Here is a 21,743-nt window from a genome sequence, read left to right as displayed (position 1 = left end):
AGAAGCTGCGAACTCACCTGGGGGTGGGCTTTGCAGCTTTTTCTAATTCAGGCAAGCATTGCACTGAAGAAGAAGCCGGAGGAGAATGACAGGGAAACCAGGAGCGATATTTTCAAAGCTGCCTTCTTTCAGGAAATAATATCGAAGGTTCAGGGAAAGTCTATCCGGCTCAGCCTGGTTTCAGGCGGGGGTACGGAAGATGGATATGCATATGCGTTTGCAAGCAACTGGCTGGATGATCCCGGGTCGCTGGAATTGAAGATCAAAGATCGGTCAGCAAACAGGCTAAAGGAAATTAATCTTGAAGTCCTCATAAAGGATTAAGCGCAGGACTGACCCGCGGATAAGCGGCGACGGTGGCCTTTGTTCAGGGGTTCTCCCAACATCTATGATACGGATGCTGGAGAACCCCCTTTTGCCGAAAACTAACTTTGAAGTGGATTCTTATTCTTAAATCTGAATACCAGCTTGTGGCCATCGAAGGTTGCTCCGGCATGTTCCTCATAGTTTCCGCCTGTATAACCCGACACCGTCTTTCGCCAGAATTTCTGCCCGGTGATATTTTTTTCCGCCGGATTCGTGAACAGCTCCCATACGCCATGGAAGCGTTCGAAGACCTGGACTGCAGCCTGCTGTGCATATCCCTGCCCTCTGTAAGGCTGCAGTACAAAAAAGTCATTCATAAAATAGTCCACTCCCGCAGCACAATGGGGTGGAGTCGCTACAAGAGCAAAGCCTGCAGGCTGGCCGTCTGCCCGGATTAGAAAGGGGTGCAGGCACCCCGGCTTTTCCCACCATATATTCTGCACATCATATTGTTCAGCCAATGTTCGAATCCCGGGGGTATCCTCGAAAATACCATGTTCATTAAGAACGGGCCCATCCGAAAGCCCATAATGTCCGGACAAGTCATGCAGGTAGAGCGGATATAAATTTTTGATGATATAGGCTTCTTTCCCTGTGGCAAGGGTGGTTTCTATTTTCATATTATCCCCGCTTTCTATAGTTATCCAGTGATCTCTACCGTCCACTTTACCGATGCAGAAAATGCTGCACAATAGAGAATTCTAGTATAAATAATGTTTGGTCTATTCTTATTCGAAATATTTTTGGATAGCCTACTTGAAATCGCTAACAGCAAGTCATATAATAGGGCTATCGAAACGATTCGAATCACGCAATCGATAAACGGGCAACATGCTGAGGGGAAGATCTCCTTTTCGAGGAAAAATGTAGAAAAAGTAGTTTTTGATCTCAAAAAATGGGTAAATATGGACTATGAGGTCTGAAATTCGTACTATGTTTCACAGAAAAACTCGAAATTTTTTTCGAAAAAAATCGAAACGTTTCGATGTATGGGCTTTATTCATAGTTTTTTAAGTTTGGCTAACACTAAAATAGGGGTGAAAGAAATGAAGAAAAAGACAGGTTTAGTAGCTACAGCAGTATTGATGAGTTTCTCTTTGGTTGCTGCAGGTTGTGGGAATTCCAATAATTCAGCATCCGGTGACAGCAAAACATTAAAGGTGTGGTTCATGGGTACTGCAGATACCGTAGAACCGATTGCCAAGATGTATGAAGAAAAAAATCCCGGTATTAAAGTAGAAGTTCAAGCGATTCCTTGGGATAATGCACATGACAAATTACTGACAGCCGTAGCTTCCAAAAACGGTCCGGACGTAGTCCAAATGGGTACAACCTGGATTCCTGAATTTGCAGCTGCCGGTGCGCTGAAGGATATGGCACCTTATATCGAAAAATACCCAAGCATGAAAGCGGAAAACTTTTTCGACGGTGCTGTTCAAACGACGAAATATGAAGACAAGACAGTAGCGATTCCTTTCTATGTTGAAACACGCGCCATGTTCTACCGTACAGATCTGCTAGGTGACGTAGGCTATCCGGAAGGTCCTAAGACTTGGGATGAACTGAAGGATGCGAGCAAGAAGCTGGTAGCCAAAGGCGGAGCCGGACATTATGCGTTGCCTATCGAGGCAAAGGATTCAATCTATACTGCAATCTTCGCCTGGCAGAACGGAAGCGAGCTGATTGACAGCAACCGTAAGCCACAGTTCAACCAACCTCCTTATGTGGAAACCATTAATTTTCTAAAGAGCTTCTATGATGAAGGTTTGTCCCCTAAGGGTACAGATCTGGATACGGTAGCTGCATTCAAAGATGGCACTATGGGGATGTTCATCAGCGGTCCGTGGATGATTAAGACCGTTAAGGAAAAAGCGCCGGAGATTGACGGCAAATGGGCTGTTACAACACTGCCTGCGAAGAAAACCAATACCTCCTCCATTGGTGGTGCAGACCTATCTATTTTCAACTACAGCAAAAATCCGGATGAAGCCGCGAAGTTCATTGCATTTATGGCTGAACAGGAAGCACAGCTGAAATTCTTTGAAACTTCGAATTCATTGCCTGCTCTTAAGTCTGCCTGGAAGAATGATGCGCTGAAGGACCCGATGATCCAAGCCTTCGGCAAACAGCTTGAGAACAGCCGTCCTGCTCCAATGGTTACTGAATATGAAGAGATTGCAAAAGCGGCTATGGCTTCGTTCGAACAGATTACGGTGGGCGGTGCAGATACGCAAACTGAACTCGACAAGTTGAACGCCAAGGCAAATGAACTTCTCGGCAACAAGTAAGTAAGTATCATACTTGCCAGACATACTGCCGGTATCTCCCGATAAGAGGTCCCGGCAGTATGTACGTTCGTTCTTAATTAGGAAGAAAGTGCAAGAAAGCGAAGGGATGTGAGCAATTGTGAGTTCATTTGTGAAGCAATGGAATAAAAATAAATACCCTTATATGTTTATCGCGCCTGCCGTAATCCTGCTGACCTTATTTTCCATAATTCCGATTATTATTGCGCTGGTCATCAGCTTTACCAATATGGATTTGGTTGGACTTGCAGATTATTCGAATATCAGCAGTGCGGGTTTCGACAATTACATTAATATTTTTAAAGACCCGATCTTCCTGAAATCGATGTATAACACACTGATCTATGTAGTTATCGGTGTACCGCTTGTAGTGCTCGCATCCATGGGAGTGGCCCTGCTGCTTAATTACGGAACAAGCTGGCTGTTCAAAAGCTTCCGTGTCATCTATTACATGCCGTCCATTACCAACATTGTAGCGGTGGCAGTGGTTTGGGGATATCTGTACAACGGCAGTTATGGTCTGTTCAACTACATTCTGTCTATCTTCGGCCTTCCGGCACAGGAATGGCTTCAGGACCCGACTCTTGCGAAACTGTCCCTGATCTTGTTGGCGTTCTGGAAATCCATCGGGCTTAATATGATTATTTTCCTGGCGGCCCTGCAGGGTATTCCCCGTTCCTATTACGAAGCGGCTGAAATTGACGGAGCAACAGGCTGGAAGAAGCTGCGCTTCATTACAGTTCCTCTGCTGGGATTCGCTACTTTCTTTGTGACCATTACGACCTTGATTGGCTGGATTCAATTCTTCGAAGAACCGCTGGTTATGACCAAGGGCGGACCGCTCAATGCAACGATGTCGATGGCACTCTTCATTTACAACAACGGTTTCCAGCTCAGTAAGTTTGGCTATGCGGCTGCTGGCTCGTTTGTGCTGTTTATCATTATCATTGTGGTGACGCTCATTCAATTCGCGGTCAAAAAGAAAGAAGTGGAATATTAAGTTTCAGCTTCTGCGCTGCAGCTTAAAGAGGAGGATACTTTCATGGCATTGAAAATGAAACATATGGAAAAAGGCTTGATGATCGCACTGCTCATTATCGGAGGACTGCTGATGATGGTGCCGTTCATCTGGATGATCGGCTCTTCCTTTAAACCTGAGAATGAATTTACTGTGATTCCGCCAACACTCATTCCGAACCACCCGACGTTCTCCAACTACCGGGATTTGTTCGTGAAGATGGACTTTTTAATTTATTTGAAAAATACACTGATCATCGTGCTGTGCTCTTTTGTGGGACTGTTTCTAAACGCGATGGCCGGTTATGCTTTTGCTAAATTTGATTTTCCAGGTAAAAACAAGTTTTTCTATATTATTTTGGCAACGATGATGATCCCCTCACAGGTGACGATGATTCCAACCTATCTGATTATTAACCAGATGCATTTGGTGAATACGATGGCGGGTATTGTGTTGCCTGGTTTGGTCGGCGCTTTTGCGATCTTCCTGTTCCGCCAGTTCATGACGACGATTCCAATGGATTTGCTAGAGGCAGCAAGACTGGACGGGGCCGGGGAACTGCGGATCTTTTTCCAACTGATGGTTCCGATCGTCAAGCCGGTTTTTGCGGTACAAGGTATTCTGACTTTTATTGGGGCTTGGAACAGCTTCCTCTGGCCGCTCATTATTGCCAATGACGAGAGACTGTACACCTTATCGGTAGGTTTATCACTGCTAAAAGGACAATATGGTACTGAGTTCGGACTGCAAATGGCAGGGGCTGCCTTCATGGTTGTGCCAATCATCATTATATTTATCTTCTTCCAGAAGCATATCATAGAAGGATATACCATCTCCGGCATAAAATAATATAGAGAAGCATATTGCATGTCTCGGGAAGGATTGAACAAACATGGCAACAATCAAAGATGTGGCAAAGCTGGCAGGGGTGGCCTTATCAACAGCATCCTATGCCATGAGCGGCGACAGCAAGGTGAGCGCCAAAACCAGGGAAAAGGTGCTTGAAGCCGCCAGACAGCTGAATTATCAGAAAAATGGCTTTGCCATGGATTTGAAAAGAAGCCGCACGAATACTATTGCTCTAATCTTGACGGATTTGTCCGGTCCCTATTATTCGGAGCTGATCCGGAGCATTCAGGATGTGGCCTTGTCCAATTCCTATGATCTAATCGCATGCAGTTCAATGGGCGGGAAGGATTCCACGGCAGTAAGATTTCTTTTGGAAAAAAGAGTGGATGGAGCCATTGTGCTGGCACACAACATTACCGATGAAATTTTGCAGGCTGCCGGAAGCGATAGGTTTCCCATCATTGTTATGGACCGGCTGATTACCGGTAGTGGCCTCATTAACGTTGTGGTTGATGGAGAGCAGGGAGGCTACAGTGCTACCCGTTATTTGATCGATAAAGGCCATGAGCATATTGCATACATCAGCGGTCCGGCTAATTCCTATGACAATGCGCTGCGCTACCAAGGGTTTCAGCGGGCCATGCGGGAAGCGGGTTTGGAGGAAAAAGCCAAATGGAAGCTAAACGGGGGATTCATCCGTGAAGGCGGATATAAGTCGACCAAAATGATGCTGATGCAAGGAGAACTGCCTACCGCTGTCTTTTATGCGAACGATGAAATGGCTGTAGGAGGAATGAAGGCTCTGGAAGAAGGCGGTATCAAGGTTCCTGATGATATTTCAGTGATCGGCTTTGATGATATCCAACTGGCCGAGTACATTCAGCCCCCGATGACCACGATCCGGCAGCCCATGTACGAATCCGGATCACTGGCGGGACATCTGCTATTCCAGATGCTGAACGGTGACACCGTCAATGATTTCTATAAGCTCAAGATTGAGCTTATAGAACGTAAATCGGTCAAACCCCGGAGCTAACCGCCCTGGGGAATGATAGCGGTAGTATATCGAAATAAAGTGAAACGTTTATGAAATTACAGTGATTTAATCATTATAAAGCCATATTATAAAAGGTATAGAACAAAAGAAACGTTTCGTTTCATTGGGGGGTAAGCAGCTATGACTGAACATCTGTATAACAAATATGTGCAACATATGACCCTTGAAGAGAAGATAGCCCAACTGCTTCAGCTGGCAGCTCCTTTTTATGATGAACCCGGTGATGATTCAGAGATTACCGGCCCTATGGAAGAGCTCGGAATTGATTCCAACACCAAACGGGCTGCCGGTTCTGTACTTGGTATTGCTGGTGCGGAGAAAATGATTGCTGTCCAGAAGGAGCACCTGGCCGGCAACAGACTGGGTATTCCACTGCTGTTCATGGCGGATATTGTCCATGGCTTCAAAACGATATTCCCCATTCCGCTGGCGATCGGCTGTTCCTGGGATCTTAAGCTTGCTGAACAAAGTGCTGAGATTGCTGCACGTGAGGCAGCCGTATCCGGTCTGCATGTGACGTTTGCCCCGATGGTCGATTTGGTTCGTGACGCCCGCTGGGGCCGTGTGATGGAATCTACCGGGGAAGATACCTATCTGAATGCTGAGTTTGGGAAGGCGTTTGTCCAAGGTTTCCAAGGAGACAATCTTAAGGACGACAAGTCCCGTGTAGCGGCATGTGTGAAGCACTTTGCAGCATACGGACTGGCCGAAGGCGGCCGTGATTATAACACTGTGGATCTCTCGGAGCGTCAGCTGCGTGAATATTATCTGCCGGCCTACAAAGCGGCCATCGACGCAGGCGCTGAGATGGTTATGACTTCTTTTAATATCGTAAATGGCATTCCGGCAACAGCTAACCAGAGATTAATGCGCGGTCTGCTGCGTGACGAATGGGGATTCGACGGGGTTGTGATCTCCGATTGGGCGGCGATTAAGGAAGTTATTGCCCATGGTGCAGCGGAAGATGACAAAGAAGCTGCTTTCAAGGCGATTCACAGCGGTGTCGATATTGATATGATGACTACAAGTTATGTGAATCATTTACCGGAGCTTGTGGCTGAAGGGCTTGTCGACGAAGCAATGATTGACGAAGCCGTACTGCGGATTCTGAAGCTGAAGGAGAAGCTGGGCTTGTTCGAGAACCCTATGCGCGGAGCTGACCCTGAGCTGGAACAGCAAATTGTGTTCAGTCAGGAGCACCGTCAGGTCTCCCAGAGACTGGCGGAGAAGTCGAGTGTATTGCTCAAGAATGAAAATGTTCTGCCGCTTCAGGCTGACCAGCGGGTTGCCTTGATTGGTCCGTTCGCTGACAGCGGTGATATTCTTGGCTGGTGGTCTTGGACGGGGTCCAAGGAAACTGCGGTGAAGCTTGGTGAGTCCATGCAGAAGGTAAGCGGTGATCCCGGCAATGTGGTAATTGCGAAGGGATGCGGTATCGATACTCTCTCAGAGTCTGATCTTGCTAAAGCGCTGGATGCTGCGTCGGCAGCCGAGGTTATTGTACTGGCTCTTGGCGAAGCCTCGGACATGAGCGGAGAGGGGGGCAGCCGCAGTGATATCCGGCTTCCGGAAGCTCAGCTTGAGCTGGTCCGCGAGATGAAGAAGCTTGGGAAACCGCTGGCTGTTGTTCTTTTCAACGGGCGTCCGCTTGATCTGCACGGAATCTTTGATGTGGCAGATGCGGTGCTGGAAGCCTGGTTCCCGGGCAGTGAAGGCGGGGCGGCGCTGGCGGATATTCTGTACGGCAAAGTGAACCCTTCCGGAAGATTGTCTATGTCCTTCCCTTATTCTGTTGGACAAATTCCTGTATACTACAATGCTTATAGTACCGGCCGGCCGAAACCGGAGGAAGAAACAGACAACCGTTATATTTCTCAATATATTGATATTCCTAATGAACCGCTGCTGCCGTTCGGTTTTGGACTAAGTTATACAACTTTTGCCTACGCGGATTTCTCCCTGTCCTCGGATACCATGACAGCAACCCGTCCACTGGAAGCCAAGGTGACCGTCACGAATACCGGCAGCCAAGCCGGTACGGAGACCGTTCAGCTCTACATCCGTGATATGTCCGGTGAGACTGTGCGTCCGGTTAAAGAGCTTAAGGATTTCAGACAGGTGCAGCTGTCTCCGGGAGAGAGCAGAGAGGTTGTTTTCCACATCGAGGAATCCCAGCTTTGCTATCACCACAGTGATTTGTCCTATACGAGTGATCCCGGCCGATTCACTGTATATGTCGGCGCCAGCAGTCGTGACACTCAATCCGCAATGTTTCGATTGGTATAATATGTATATCATTAGCGCCCTCATACCTAATCAGATAAGGAAGTGAAATGAAATGACAATTGAATCTAGTACCAGGCAATCGCTACAAAAGGGTAATTTAGCCTTTACATTTCTGGAGAGTGGTGATCTTTACCAGGCTCTAGGCGGCAAAATGATGATTAATCAGCTCCTGTCGAGCAGTGTCGACGGTGCACTGGGCAATCTATATGCAAGGCTTCATACTTCGAACGGAATTCAGGCATTTCCGCTGCTTGGCGTGAAATCAGCCAGCCGTTTCCGCAAGGACGGCGACCGCTTGATATGGCAAGGCGATATTCCAGCAGAGCAGGCCGGACCAGGAGTAGAAGATGCTATACGTTATCAGGTAGTCTTTTCCATGACAGATCTGGGTGTCTGGTTCTGGGATGTCTCCATTGAAGGCAGCGGCGTTCTTCTGGACGTGATCTATACTCAGGATGTGGGTATTGCGTCTCCTGGAGCTGTTACAAGCAATGAGGCTTATCTGTCCCAATACATCGATCATGCCGTATTTGAAAGCAAAGAGAACGGGTATGTTGTATGCTCCCGCCAGAACCAGCCACAGGACGGAAAGTTCCCTTATCTTCAGCAGGGTTTGCTTGAAGGTGCTACGGGATATTCGACCGACGGCTTTCAATTCTTCGGCTTATCCTACAAGGAAACCAATCAGCCGGAGGCATTGTCCCAGGACAAGCTTGCCAATGAGATTTATCAGTATGAATTTGCCTACACGGCGCTGCAATCCGCAAAAGTTCAGATGGATGGGGAAGCGAGGTTTACGTTCTATGGACTGTTCCGGGAAGATCATCCGGCTGCAATTACGGAGCTTGAGTATGAAGAGGCAGTCCAAGAGGCCTGGCAGCAAATACAGTCTTTGGGAAGCGTCGCTGCAAATGGGGAGTGGCTGAACCAGGTATCGGTTAAACCTCAGATCGGTGAACCATTGCAGACACTTCCTTTGACAGGGGGCGAGCTCGATAAGCTGTTCCCTCATAAGTTCCAGGAGGAACGTGAGGATGGCAAACTGCTGGCTTTCTTTACTGACGGCTACGAGCATGTGGTGCTCAAGGATAAGGAGCTGCTTGTCGAGCGTCCGCATGGACAGATCCTAATGAGCGGTGATAATGCCCGGCTGAATCCTGAGGTAATGACTACAACCTCCTATATGTATGGTATTTTCAATTCCCAGGTGGTCGTCGGCAATACCAATTTTAATAAAATGATGTCCAATCCCCGCAGCGCATTAAACGTCTACAAGACCTCGGGGCAACGTATTTATGTCTTTTCCGAAGGTCAATATCATCTGCTAACGATGCCTTCGCTGTTCGAAATCGGTTTTAACTATGTACGCTGGTATTATAAAACGGCCACGGATACCCTGGTGATTACTAATTACACCACTATGGATGAACCGGAGGTTAGACTGCATGTCCGTTCTGCTGGCGGTATCGCTTACCGTTTCCTGATCACGAACCAGATTACCATGAATGTGGCTGAATATGAGGTTCCCTATGAAATGTCTCAGGATGCGGCAGATGGAACGCTGACCTTCCGGGCTGCGAAGTCAGGTACAAGCGCGAAGGTGTACCCTGAACTGGCCTACCGGATGCATCTGGACGGTGCGGCTTACGAGTTGGGCGATGAGTCCTTCCTGGTAGAAGGCCGGGTTCAAGGCAGTGCATCCCTTGTGGTGATGGAGCTGCAAGAGAGTGCTGAATGGACCTTAACTCTACAGGGACTGCTGGATGGCAAGGCGCGTCCACTTAGCTCCACTTCGGTTAAGGCCGAGGTTGACCGGTACCGCGAGTTTTTGTCAGGAGTCATGAATGGGTTCAAGCTGACAGAGAAGGGGGGTAACGAAGGTGAGTTGTTCAGGGTAAATGCACTGGCCTGGTGGTATACCCATAACATGCTGGTTCATTATTCCGTACCTCACGGTCTGGAACAATATGGCGGCGCTGCATGGGGAACCCGCGATGTCTGTCAAGGTCCGGTAGAATATTTCCTGGCTACCCATAAGTATGAACAGGTTCGAGAAATCCTGCTTACCGTGTTCGCCCATCAGTATGAGGATGACGGCAGCTGGCCGCAATGGTTCATGTTCGATAAGTATACGCATATTCAGCAGGAGGAGAGCCACGGGGATATTATTGTCTGGCCGCTGAAGGTGCTTGGCGATTATCTGCGGGCGACCCGGGATTACGAAGTTCTGGATGTGCAGCTTCCGTACACCCGCAGACACCATTTTGACTTTACAGAAGGAACGGCTTCCCTGCGGGAACATGCGGTCAAGGAACTGAATTATATCAAAACGAACTTCCTGCATGATACGTTCCTCTCCTCCTATGGTGACGGGGATTGGGATGACACCTTGCAGCCGGCCAATGCTCAGCTGAAGCAATACATGGTCAGCAGCTGGACAGTGGCATTAACGTATCAGACGGTTCTTGGACTGTCGGGCGTATTGGAGGAAGCCGATCGTGCATGGTCCGGGGAGCTGAAGGAACTGGCGGCAGGAATCAAAGGTGACTTCAACCGCTATATGCTGGGAACTGATGTGATCCCGGGCTTCCTTTACTTCGAAGATCCTGCCCATGCCAAGCTGCTGCTGCATCCCGAAGACAAGGAGACCGGTATCCAGTACCGGCTGCTGCCGATGACCAGAAGCATGATTGGTGAGCTGCTGACTCCGGAGCAGATGGAGGAGCATTACAAGCTGATTCAGGAGCAATTCTTGTGTCCTGACGGCGTGCGTCTCATGAATCATCCGGCTCAATATGCGGGTGGTGTCAGTCTGCATTTCAAACGGGCGGAGCAAGCGGCGAATTTCGGCCGCGAGATTGGTCTGCAGTATGTGCATGCGCATATCCGTTTTGTTGAGGCGATGGCGAAGATCGGCAAACGGGATCAGGTATGGAAAGGATTGGCCGTCATTAACCCGATTGGCATCCGCGATGCGGTGCCAAATGCGGAACTGCGTCAGAGCAACTCCTATTTCAGCAGCTCGGACGGAAAATTCTCCAACCGGTATGAAGCGCAGGAGCGTTTTGCAGAGCTGCGTGACGGTTCGGTTCCAGTCAAAGGCGGATGGAGAATCTACTCCAGCGGTCCTGGGATCTACATGAATCAGCTGATCTCGAACGTACTGGGCATCCGCGAAGATGGCGGCGATCTGATCATTGATCCTGTATTGCCGGATGAATTGGATGGTACCCGTTTGGACTTCGACTACGGCGGCAAACCAGCCACGTTTGTCTACCATTGCTCACAAGGTGAACTGACTTATGTTAAGGTAAATGGACAGGACGTTCCGGCTGAACGGCTGGCGAATCCATACCGCTTAGGCGGACTGCGGATCAAGCGGGCTGATTTGGACCGGCTGCGCAGTTCAGAAGGCACGGTAGTGGACATTTATATGTAAGCTTTATTGAACAGTAGCAATTCAGTTGAAAAAGCGGTCAGTGATACGGGTATTCCAAACAGGATACCAAGTAATCACTGGCCGCTTATTTTAAATATATGGATTTATATGTTTCATACCATCAATCATCTTTCTGATTGAAGAAGGGGACTGCTTCTCAATCAATGAATGCAAGGATACGATTCAGCCGAACGATAAGAGTAGGTGCCGCTTTTGCGAGATCGAAGTATTGCTCCGCATTCTGGGTTCTAAGGATAGGAGTCTCATGGGTAATCAGCTCCGGCAAAGTCAGCATTAGAGCATCCCTCTTTCCATGGCGGAGAGGCTGAAATGATCAAGGCTCATCGCTTCACGGACTTCCTTCATCGTCGCACTGGCGATCCCCCGGGTGTACTTCGTTCCGGTCATTAGAATATCATCCACGAGGTGTGGCCGTGAGGCGTAAAAGGCCCGGCGCTCCCGCATGGGTGCAATCAACTTCTCCAATGTCAATGTGATGCGTTCTTTGCAAGCCGTGCATCCCATGGTTCCACGTTCACAGCCTTCGCGTATTTCCGTAAGCTGATCCGGCCCAAAAGCCCTATGATAAGCATAAATGGGGCAAATTTCCGGGTGCCCGGGATCATTTTTATGCACGCGGGCAGGGTCTGTGACCGCTCTTTTTATTCTGTAGGCGATATCCTCCGCAGAAGAATCAAGTTCGATGGCATTGCCCAGACTTTTACTCATCTTAGCATTTCCGTCTGTACCCACAAGTCTCGGTGTATTGCTGATCATCGCCTGAGGTTCTACAAGTATTGGCTGATACAACTCGTTGAATCGTCGCACAATCTTGCGGGCCAGCTCCAGATGCGGAAGCTGATCGTCACCAACAGGAATAATCGTTGCTTTGCAAATGGCAATATCAGCAGCCTGACTAACCGGGTACCCCAGAAATCCGTAATACAGCTCGTCTAGTCCACGTCCTTGGGATTCAGCCTTAATGGTTGGATTGTGGCGCAGTGTATTAACGGATACGAACATCGAGAAGTATACGGTGAGCTCAGCAATCTCGGGAATCATGGATTGAATGAAAATCGTAGACTTTTCAGGATCAATCCCTACGGATAAATAGTCCAGGGTCATCTCACGGATGTTGGTGCGAATCTGTTCCTGCCGTTCGAAATGGGTGGTCAGCGCCTGTACATCGGCCAGAAATACCAATGATTCATACTGATCCTGTAAGTGCACCCGGTTCTGCAGACTGCCGGCATAATGGCCAAGGTGGAGCTTTCCGGTCACCCGGTCTCCAGTCAATACACGTTCTGTCATCAGTGAACATCCTCCTAAAATGGTTGTATACATATTTGTGAAGCTTGTGAAATTGAATTGTGAGCCGCCACCACCAGCCATCCTCCATGGCCATCACCCCCTTAAAAAACAAAATAACCCCGTCCGATAAGGACGAAGTTGTCGTTGTACCACCTTAATTGACTGCTCAGCCGCACTAAAGGTGCAGACCTTTCAGTCTTCGCAATACGGTGCGGAGATGCTGTAACCCTCATCCCGAGACCGTTCCCCTGATAACGGCGGGATTCCCGGCATTTCCCTACTGCACCCTCTAAGGATGGTTCGGAAAAGCAACTCCAAAGGCCATTCGATCATATCCTGGACACCGGTTCACAGCAACCACCGGCTCTCTGCAAGTCCACTGGGGAAATGTCTACTTACCCTTTTTCTGCGTTGTTTATTGTATATGGGGAATATTACCTTATGGTAGTTGGATTCGTCAAGCAGAGATAAAAAAGGCGCTGTCTCAAAATGATATGCTCCCCAACGTCTGGGCACTTATGCTCATGGGCAGGAATGACTCCAGGTCATGATGAGAGCGCAGGGAAAAACGATCAGCGAAGACGCGAAAAGGGAACAAAAAAACTGCGAGGTGCGCTGGTCGAATCGGCGCGAGCGGCAAGACGAAAAAAGAACACCTACCTATCGGCGCAATATCACCTTATCTATAACTCCGGATGACCTTGAGCTTAGTAGAAGCATATAAGGCGAACAGGAGCAGCAGCAATCCAATGGAACCCATGACTGGACCGGGAGTGAAATGATCCGAGAGGTAGGAGACAATGGTCAGACCGATCGACGGAGCTACACTCATAACGGACCCCAGTACGCCGAAGACTCTGCCCTGAAGCTCTTCCGAAATTTCCAGCCGGAGAACGGTATTGATTAGCAGTGTGCAGAACGAGAATATGAATCCAATCAACAGAATGACAGGAATAGCTATAGCTGCAGAAGGGATGAAAGATAACAGGATGTACATTGGGCCTAGACAGAGGAGACTGATCATAATCAATAAACCCCGCCGTTTGATTCGGGAACCGAGTATCATAATCAGGCCTGAGCCAATCATATAACCGAGCGGAATACAGGCTTCCATGAGTCCGAACTGGAACGGGCTGGACTTCCATACGTTGACGGCCATGACCTGGGTCAGCATCAGCGAAGGCATGAAGAATAGCGTGAGCGTCGGAAGCATGATGATGACTGCCTTGGCAAAAGGAAACTTCCAGATATACCGCATCCCATCTCCAAGATCCTGAATAAATTTCTTCTTCTCTTGGGGCTCATGATTGACGCGAGTCGGCATCGGCAGGGAACGGACAGCAAGAACGAGCAGGAAGGAGACGAGAAATGTGAATCCATCGAATAAAATGGCATCTGACGCACCAAAGGTTGCGACAAAGATTCCTCCTGCCGAAAAGCCTACCGTCCGGCAAATGTTCTCCGACAGATTAAGCATTCCAACCGCTTGCTGGACATGCTCTTTGCCAACAACGGTGATAATGGAAGATTGGTAGGCAGGTGACTGGAACAGGGCCGACACGGTGGTCAGCGCTGTAAGCACAGCCACAATAATGAAGGAAGAGGAAGGGACGGAGATGACCAAGGCAAGCACGATTACCAGCATGCAACTGATCAGATCTGTAATCAGCATAATCCTTCTACGGTTGGTCCGATCTGCGAACGTTCCTCCAATAGACCCGAGCAGTGAGCTCAGCAATAGGTTAATGATCGTCAGTACAGCCATTAATTTGGCGCTGCCGGTGGTCTGGAGCACCCAAAGACTTAGAGCAATGCTGTGAAAGGTATTGCCAAACAGAGAAATGGAAAAGGAACAGAGCAGCAGTAGGAATTTTTTGTTGGCCCAAAGTCCCGGGTAAGTGGGTGCAGCCGTAACCGCCTGTCTAGCCAAAACCGGATCGGACATGGTATTCTCCCCTTTTAACTTAAGCGTTTAAGTTAATCCTTAAAAAAAATTAGTCGATAAAATAGCAGTTATTGTCTTGCTCAGAGTAGTCGGAATCGTGCAAAAGCTTAAGCATGAGTTCAAATGCGACTTCTGCCTTATCCCCGTGGAAGAGAAGCTTCTCCACACTTTCACCCAGCATTTGCGGAGAATTACAGGTACAGATTACAGTCAAGTGCTCGAAGCCGCCTGTCTTCTCGACGTGGCTGCCAATGAATTCATTGATCACGATTGCCTGCTTGAAGCGGTGGTGATCCATTGCTGAGTTCAAATCCTGTAGTTCGCGGATCTCAAAGACCGCGTCGTCAGCCAGAGGAACATTGCTGCGGATATAACGGGTTAGCAGCGAGTTGTTGAAGCTCTCCATAATCAAACAGACCTGCGACAGATCCTCCGGCAGGGCCTCTTCAAGCGCCGAGCGGTAATTGAACACCACCTGCTTGAACAGCTTATCTTCAATCATGCTGTCAATCAGAATCAGGGGAATACCCTCGACAAAGTGTCTGGAGATCGAGTAGAAGGATGCGTCCAGCACATCAATGAGAAACACGGCTTCCAGCTTGCGCTCGACAATAATGTCCAGCGAAGGGTTAGCTTCATCCAGTGAGTAGAGCAGCGTATGATAGCCGGCTGCTGTAAGCCGTTGCTCCAAGGCATGAATAAAGGCGAACTGGGCATGAAGCTTCCAATAAGGCATTTGCTCGGATTTGTAGACCAATACGCCTACCAGTCCGGTTTTTTGGTTCGCAAGTGAGCGGGCTGCCAGATTCGGAATATAGCGAAGTTCTTCGGCCAGCTGCATAATCTGGCGCCGTGTTTTCTCAGGAATAGTCTGATTATCCACACGATTCAGCACATAGCTAACGGTTGCAACGGATACGTTGGCCCTGATGGCGATGTCCTTCATAGTCGTTTTTTTCAACAATCAAATCTCCTATCATTCAATTTTCTAAAGATTAACATTAGAGCGGGTCACGAGTCAATTCCGGATATGGAATGTCATGAAAATACTTTTATTTCTTTGTATTGATATAATATGTAAAATATTGTAGTATCAGCTTAATCGGTTAAGTCTATCGATTGTTGTCTATCATTTTCTCTATCATAGGAGGCGGTTATGCATGGACAATGTGGTGTTGTATCCCTTTAATAAAATCACGCAAGGGATGGTCAGATTCAGGGATTTGACGGATTTCCGGATAGTGGCGGTTGTCGATTTTGTCCTGCATAAGGGTAAAGATGCGGCAGAGCTGGTTGCAGGCAGAGCGGCGGGTATTCCGATTACGGACAACATCGAAGAGGTGCTTGAGGCTGCTGATACCTTGATTCTGAATGATCCGGGAACTTCATTTGGCAATAACGAAAGCGTATACGGCGAGCATAATCTCACACAGCTGTGGAGAATGTTGGTTATCCGTGCCCATGAGCGAAAGCTGCGGATCATCAGTGTGCATGAAATTATTGACGGCCCCACCCTGGAATGGCTACTTAAGAATGGAATTACCATTGAGGTAGAGCCGCAAATCCCCGCAAGTCTGGAGCGCCGGCTTCAAACCGAATATGTATTTCCTTCCCCTGGTGATGAAGTAGCCACTTATCTATCTTATTTTGATGTAGACGCGCAGATAACCGCTTATAACCACAATATTTGCAAGGTAGGGATATTCGCAACAAGAGGCTGCCTGGGAAAGTTCACTGCCCAAATGTCATTATTCAGAGAACTTAAACAGGCAGGTGAGAAGGTCAAGGCGATTATAACCGAGCCTACAGCTTCACTGTTCAACCAACCGGGCGGGGATATTATGAAATTTATTGCCCGCAGGCCGCTGAATCAATACCCGTATTACATTCATGCAGCTGTCCGGGAGGCGGAGAGTGAAGGCTGTGATTATGTACTTTTGTCCGGGCAAGGTTCCCTGCTGCCGAATGAGAACTTCGTGATTGCAGCGACCAAGGTTTCTTATTTGCGGGCCTTCCGGCCGGATCTGACGATCCTGATTGCAGGTTATGATGATGATGAGCAGATCAGAGACAGCCTCGATATTCTTCGCATATACGGCAATGCCAGCCGACCTTTCGCCATTCTGATCCCGGATAAATACGAAGTTGATTTTGGAGAATACATCTGGAAGACCCCTGAAGAAATCGAACGACGCAAGGCAGAGATCCGCAGCCGCTTTGAAGCCGAGCATGTCGAATCCGTGCTGGACATTGGCAGACTAGCCGCCAAGCTGTCCCAGTATAAGAAGACTGTCAGATTATGAACCGGGCGGAGGCAGCGAATATGAAGAGAGTCGTGCTGTATCCATTCAATAAAATAACGCAGGGTCTGATTCGCTTTCGTGACCTGCTGGACGTGGAGATTGTATCGGTGATCGACTTCGTGCAGGAAGACGGACAAGATGCCGGAGAGCAGGTAGACGGGAAACGTGCGGGGATTCTCATTCATAGATCTATGGAAGAAGGACTGAATGGTGCGGACACTCTGATCTTGAACGATCCGGGTACTACCTTTGGCGGGAATAAGGGGGTATTCGCCGAGCATGATCTGGCCGGGTTATGGCGCGAATTGGTCATGTACGCTTCAGACCGGGGCTTAAAGGTGGTTAGTGTGCATGAAATCTATGACCGGGATACGCTGAACTGGATGGCGGAGCAGCAAATAAAGATCGACGTGATTCACAGTCCACGGGAGCATCTTATTCAAGAGATGGACGAGCGTTACCCTACGTCCGAAACGGATATCGAGCGCTATCTGGAACAGTTCGAGAAGGAGGCGTTGATGTTCTCCCGTCCCCGAACGATTAAGAGGGTTGGGATTTTTGCCACCCGGGGATGCATCGGCAAGTTTACCGTGCAAATGAATCTCTATCGGAAATTTCGGGCGTGGGGCATTCCGGCGACAGCCTTCATCACGGAACCCACCGGCTTCCTCTTCCGGCAGCCAGAAGGGGATATCTTCAAATTTCTGGCACATCGTCCGCTTCAGCAGTATCCGTATTATATAGATTCCGTTATTCATCAGGCTCAGCGCAGTGGGAGCGAGTGGATCATCATGGCGGGGCAAAGCTCCATCCTTCCTACTATGAATATTGCATTCAACTCTCTGAGATACGCGATGCTACGGACCTTTGACCCGGAGTTTGTACTACTGATTGCCGGTTATGATGACGACGAGGATATTCACGATTCGATTGAAATACTAAGAATCTACTCCAGGCGGCCACTTGCCCTACTGCTTCCAGATAAGATGGAGACCTCTTACGGGCAATATGAGATTTATCCCCAGGAACAACGAACCGCCCGCAAGCTTGAACTAGAACGGAAATTCCAAACTCATGTACTTTTTATCGAACAGGCGGAAGAAACTATGAACCTCATGCTCGAAGCAGCGAATGCCGTCTCGGCCGGTTCAGGGATGTAAATTATGCTGAATCCGGGCGAATGCATCTATCAGATTATCACCGACCGATTCTGCGAAGGCAATCCTGGCAACCGTCCACCGGCTGAGCTATTCAGTGCCGATTCAAGCAATCCGCGGAAATATCTTGGCGGCGATTGGGAAGGAATTATCGCCAGGATTGGGGACGGATATCTCACGGGAATGGGCATCTCTGCGATTCTGATCTCACAGCCGGCAGAGAACATTCATGTATGCATGGATGATGAAGCAGGCACGGCTTCCTATCATGGCTATTGGCCTAGAGATTTCCTCAGGCACAACCCGTATTTTGGTTCACTGGACACCTTCAGAGCTCTGGTGAACACTGCACATGAGCATGGACTGAAGGTCATCATTGATTTTACGCCCAACCATACATCCCCGGCACTGGAACTGCAGCCTGCTTACATGGAGAATGGCGCATTGTACCGCGCTGGAGAACTTGTGGCTGCGTACTCGGGAGATATGGAGCGTGTGTTCCTTCATAATGGTGGCACTTCTTTCCTGAATGCCGAGGATTCGCTGTACCGCAACCTGTATGACCTTGCCGGACTGGATCAGATGAATCCGCGGGCAGATGAGCTTTTACGCGAAGGCATTGCTTACTGGCTGGATCAAGGAGTCGACGGGGTCCGAATTGACGCAGCCAAACATATTCCTCCAGGCTGGCTAACCTCATTCGCTGGATTCATTCATACCAGAAAACCGGCGTTTCTCTTCGGGGAATGGTTCCTGGAAGCACATGGAAGATCGCAGGATAATGCTGCGTTTGCCAATAACAGCGGGATGAGCCTCCTGCATTTCATGTTCACTCACGCGATGCGGGAGAGCTTTCACGGCTTAAGGGGATTCGAAGCGTTTGCTGATATGCTGTGTGAATCATCTGGATGCTATAAGCATTTGTTCGACCAGCTTATTTTTCTGGATAATCATGATATGAGCCGGTTTACACAGGACTCGGACCCTTCGCTTACGGATCTGGCGCTTGTGCTGCTGTTGACTTCCGCAGGCCTGCCGGTGGTGTACTATGGAACCGAGCAGTACATGAGTGGCGGGGATGACCCGCATAACCGTGCCATGATGAGCTCCTTCAGCAGGGAGACACCCGCCTACCGGATTCTGGCGGAGCTTAATCGTCTAAGGGCACGTAACCTTGCGATTGGTTATGGTAGTACGGAGCTGCTACATGTGAACTCCAAGGTACTGGCATTCGAGCGTAGGTACAGGGGAAATGTTGCTCTGGTCCTGCTCAATCTGGAAGAGAGAGAACATGTTCTGCCGCCACTGGTGACGTCGCTTCCGCAAGGCACGTATTCCAGCATCCTGAGGGACGTGTTCGCAGATTGTGAAGTGTCTCCAGAGGCTGAAGGGGATATACGGAATATGGTGATGGCTCCGCGGTCTGCTTACGTCTATACGTGTGAGTCTGATTCGGAGGAGCCAGCATCCTTGCACTTCTACCCTAAAGCGGCGGCGCCGGGAAGCGAGCTTATTATTCAGGGAAGATATTTGGGCGACACAGGCAGTCTGACGGTTGGCGGGTATGCAGCAACTGTTATCTCCTGGAAATCCGATAGGATCGTTGCCAAGGTTCCGGTGATACCAGCGGGCATACATCACATACAAGGGCTGAGGAACGGGGAGACGGAGTTTCTGCTGACGGAAGAGCTGACCGTATGGACAGGAAAGCTGGTTACGGTAAGGCTGGTGGTCAAGAATATACTCACCGAATATGATTCACATGTCTTTGTGACAGGGAATGTGTACGAGCTCGGAGCATGGGAAGTGGACAGGGCCGCAGGACCATTCTATAACCATATCGTCTATCGGTACCCCACCTGGTACTGTGACATTAGTCTGCCAGCGGATTGCTGGATCGAATGCAAATTTCTGCTAAGAAGTGATTCCGGTATCGTGCGGTGGGAGCAGGGAGTGGCTCATAGCTGGCATACGCCTCCGGAGGGTGTATCCGAAATGATTGTGGAGTGGCAGGAGTGATGGCCGCCAAGAATTCATCCAGTTGTCCAAAAGGAGATGCTGTGTATGGATGAGAGATTGCAGTTTGATGGAGCGCGTCTGGTCTTCCAGACTACGCTGGGCGAAGATACAAGGAGCATGATTGCCTGGCATTTTAAAAGTGGATGGCATGAGCTGCAGCAGGCTGTCCGCCTTACCGCCCTCTCTGCCGACAATAAATTTGCACAGTTTCTGTTCCCGGTGGATAGGCCGCTTGGACAAGCTCTGGACATGCAAATTCCCAAGCCGGGAAACCGCTACTATTACGCGGATTTGGGGATTATCAAAAAAGTGCAAACGTTTGTACCGATTTCGAGGTCGAATATTTTATATATTTCTGAAGACCTCATGACCGAGTCTGTGGATTGGCTCTCTTTTCAAAGAGATCATTCCTCGCCACCGCTGCTGGAGCAAAATACATGGTGGGAATTCTTCACGGGTTATTCACTTATTGCACACTGAGAGATTCGGAGGGGACAACCTATGCAATCAAGCGTATCTGTCTTAATCCTGTCCTGGGAGTATCCGCCTTTGGTGATTGGAGGGATTGCCCCTCATGTCTATGAATTATCCAGGCATTTGCAGGCTGGGCGGACGGCAGTCCATGTAGTCACCAATACCGCGCCCGGGCGGCCCGTGCTGGAGGTGGAGAACGGCGTACACGTGCACCGTGTGAATTCTTATGAGAATTTGACTGACTTCGAGGATTGGGTGCTTCAATTCAATCTGGCGATTGTGGATTACGTTACCGCTCAGCTAAGCGGGAACATCAGGTTCGACCTAATTCACGCGCATGATTGGCTGGTCGGTTATGCGGCCCTTCTTCTGCGCCAGCGCCTTCACTTGCCGCTCGTTACGACGATCCATGCTACAGAGCATGGAAGAAATCAGGGATTATTCACGCCGCAGCAGCAAACGATCCATTCCATCGAACACGAACTGGTCTCCTCGTCGGACAAGGTTATTGTATGCAGTCTGCACATGCAAAGCGAAGTCTGCGCCGTGCATACCCTGGACAAGCAAAGGACAGAGGTGATTCCCAACGGCATTGATCTCCGTTCACTGGAGCTCATGCCTGCCCATTCTTTCAGAAGAGAACATTATGCGCAGAATGGCGGAAAGATTGTCTTGTTCATTGGAAGGCTGGTCAAGGAAAAAGGGGTGCAGGTGCTGCTGCAAAGTATGCATGAGGTGCTTCGGGAATTCCCGCACTGTACTTGCATTATCGCAGGCCGGGGCCCTATGCTGGCCGAACTTGAAGCAAGTGCGGCCGAGCTTGGTACAAGCATCCGGTTCACTGGCTTTGTGGACAGTCTGGAGAAAAGCTATCTGCTGGAGATTGCTGATGTCTGTGTATTTCCCAGTTTGTATGAGCCCTTCGGTATTGTAGCGCTTGAAGCGATGGGAAGCGGTACCCCGGTAATTGTGTCCGATATCGGTGGACTTGCTGAGATTGTGGAGCACGGGCGGACCGGGCTCATCAGCATTCCTGAAGATCCCCATATGCTTGCGGGCCGGATTCTGTATCTTCTCCGTGATCCTGAGGAGGGGGACCGGCTTGCGGAGGCAGCCCGGCGGGAAGCCCGGCTGCGGTATGACTGGCACCCTATTGCTGAGAGAACCAGAGAAGTCTATTCCGCGCTAAGCGGCGTGAGATTATGAGGAAGGC

At 49.2% G+C, this 21,743-nt stretch carries 18 protein-coding genes; 13 read left to right on the top strand and 5 right to left on the bottom strand.

The features are described from left to right. The first annotated feature begins 30 nt into the window (after positions 1 to 30). Positions 31 to 324, top strand: coding sequence for a hypothetical protein (locus A3842_RS07340; RefSeq protein ID WP_074100922.1), 294 nt, complete (start codon positions 31 to 33; stop codon positions 322 to 324). 101 nt (positions 325 to 425) lie between these two features. Here the strand turns inward: A3842_RS07340 and A3842_RS07335 are convergent, their stop codons facing one another. Continuing rightward, the gene (locus tag A3842_RS07335) at positions 426 to 986 is read right to left on the bottom strand and encodes a GNAT family N-acetyltransferase (protein WP_074100921.1); all 561 of its coding nucleotides are present in this window, start codon (positions 984 to 986) and stop codon (positions 426 to 428) included. Positions 987 to 1,412: 426 nt separating this feature from the next. On the opposite strand from A3842_RS07335, the gene A3842_RS07325 reads away from it, so the two are divergent. From A3842_RS07325 to A3842_RS07300, 6 genes are all read left to right on the top strand, one after another. Next, complete coding sequence (locus A3842_RS07325) at positions 1,413 to 2,654, top strand: sugar ABC transporter substrate-binding protein (protein ID WP_074083621.1); 1,242 nt, start codon at positions 1,413 to 1,415, stop codon at positions 2,652 to 2,654. 163 nt (positions 2,655 to 2,817) lie between these two features. Further along, positions 2,818 to 3,672: a carbohydrate ABC transporter permease gene (locus A3842_RS07320; RefSeq protein WP_178381902.1), complete on the top strand. Its 855-nt coding sequence runs from the start codon at positions 2,818 to 2,820 to the stop codon at positions 3,670 to 3,672. A 42-nt stretch (positions 3,673 to 3,714) separates the two neighbouring features. After that, positions 3,715 to 4,539: a carbohydrate ABC transporter permease gene (locus A3842_RS07315; RefSeq protein WP_074083620.1), complete on the top strand. Its 825-nt coding sequence runs from the start codon at positions 3,715 to 3,717 to the stop codon at positions 4,537 to 4,539. 43 nt (positions 4,540 to 4,582) lie between these two features. After that, entirely contained in the window at positions 4,583 to 5,575 is a 993-nt protein-coding gene (locus A3842_RS07310; RefSeq protein WP_074100919.1) for a LacI family DNA-binding transcriptional regulator, read from the top strand. Between the two features lie 141 nt (positions 5,576 to 5,716). After that, positions 5,717 to 7,882 (top strand): glycoside hydrolase family 3 N-terminal domain-containing protein, encoded by a 2,166-nt coding sequence (locus A3842_RS07305; RefSeq protein WP_074100918.1) that lies wholly within the window; start codon positions 5,717 to 5,719, stop codon positions 7,880 to 7,882. 52 nt (positions 7,883 to 7,934) lie between these two features. Then, entirely contained in the window at positions 7,935 to 11,321 is a 3,387-nt protein-coding gene (locus A3842_RS07300; protein ID WP_074100917.1) for a GH36-type glycosyl hydrolase domain-containing protein, read from the top strand. 157 nt (positions 11,322 to 11,478) lie between these two features. Here A3842_RS07300 and A3842_RS32415 read toward each other — a convergent pair whose 3' ends face one another. Beyond that, positions 11,479 to 11,616 carry a hypothetical protein gene (locus A3842_RS32415; RefSeq protein ID WP_178382308.1) on the bottom strand — a complete coding sequence of 46 codons (138 nt, stop codon included), beginning with the start codon at positions 11,614 to 11,616 and terminating at the stop codon, positions 11,479 to 11,481. Further along, a complete protein-coding gene (gene trpS / locus A3842_RS07295) occupies positions 11,616 to 12,632 on the bottom strand; it encodes a tryptophan--tRNA ligase (protein WP_074100916.1) in 1,017 nt (338 codons plus the stop codon). Before trpS ends, A3842_RS32415 begins: the two co-directional genes overlap by 1 nt. 489 nt (positions 12,633 to 13,121) lie before the next feature. Here trpS and A3842_RS07290 point away from each other — a divergent pair, with 489 nt between their 5' ends. Continuing rightward, positions 13,122 to 13,331, top strand: a complete 210-nt coding sequence (locus A3842_RS07290) for a transposase (RefSeq protein WP_371915988.1) — start codon at positions 13,122 to 13,124, stop codon at positions 13,329 to 13,331. On the opposite strand, the gene A3842_RS07285 is transcribed toward A3842_RS07290, so the two are convergent. Both A3842_RS07285 and A3842_RS07280 read right to left on the bottom strand, forming a co-directional pair. Next, positions 13,312 to 14,577 (bottom strand): MFS transporter, encoded by a 1,266-nt coding sequence (locus A3842_RS07285; RefSeq protein ID WP_074100915.1) that lies wholly within the window; start codon positions 14,575 to 14,577, stop codon positions 13,312 to 13,314. The two genes, A3842_RS07290 and A3842_RS07285, sit on opposite strands and share 20 nt — an antisense overlap. Positions 14,578 to 14,626: 49 nt before the next feature. Then, positions 14,627 to 15,538 (bottom strand): LacI family DNA-binding transcriptional regulator, encoded by a 912-nt coding sequence (locus tag A3842_RS07280; protein ID WP_074100914.1) that lies wholly within the window; start codon positions 15,536 to 15,538, stop codon positions 14,627 to 14,629. Positions 15,539 to 15,737: 199 nt separating this feature from the next. On the opposite strand from A3842_RS07280, the gene A3842_RS07275 reads away from it, so the two are divergent. The 5 genes from A3842_RS07275 to A3842_RS07255 are packed head-to-tail and all read left to right on the top strand — an operon-like array spanning position 15,738 to position 21,736. Then, positions 15,738 to 16,880 (top strand): DUF1611 domain-containing protein, encoded by a 1,143-nt coding sequence (locus tag A3842_RS07275; protein ID WP_074100913.1) that lies wholly within the window; start codon positions 15,738 to 15,740, stop codon positions 16,878 to 16,880. A gap of 20 nt (positions 16,881 to 16,900) precedes the next feature. Then, positions 16,901 to 18,040 carry a DUF1611 domain-containing protein gene (locus A3842_RS07270; RefSeq protein ID WP_074100946.1) on the top strand — a complete coding sequence of 380 codons (1,140 nt, stop codon included), beginning with the start codon at positions 16,901 to 16,903 and terminating at the stop codon, positions 18,038 to 18,040. A gap of 3 nt (positions 18,041 to 18,043) precedes the next feature. Then, positions 18,044 to 20,056: an alpha-amylase family glycosyl hydrolase gene (locus tag A3842_RS07265; RefSeq protein WP_074100912.1), complete on the top strand. Its 2,013-nt coding sequence runs from the start codon at positions 18,044 to 18,046 to the stop codon at positions 20,054 to 20,056. A gap of 45 nt (positions 20,057 to 20,101) precedes the next feature. Then, on the top strand, positions 20,102 to 20,536 hold the full coding sequence (locus A3842_RS07260) for a hypothetical protein (RefSeq protein WP_074100911.1): 435 nt from the start codon (positions 20,102 to 20,104) through the stop codon (positions 20,534 to 20,536). A 21-nt stretch (positions 20,537 to 20,557) separates the two neighbouring features. Continuing rightward, a complete protein-coding gene (locus A3842_RS07255) occupies positions 20,558 to 21,736 on the top strand; it encodes a glycosyltransferase family 4 protein (RefSeq protein WP_074083610.1) in 1,179 nt (392 codons plus the stop codon). The last annotated feature ends 7 nt before the right edge of the window (positions 21,737 to 21,743 follow it).

The sequence above is a fragment of the Paenibacillus sp. P3E genome, assembly GCF_001909045.1.
Lineage (GTDB): Bacteria > Bacillota > Bacilli > Paenibacillales > Paenibacillaceae > Paenibacillus_AQ > Paenibacillus_AQ helianthi.
This window is presented reverse-complemented; position numbering and strand designations above follow the sequence as displayed.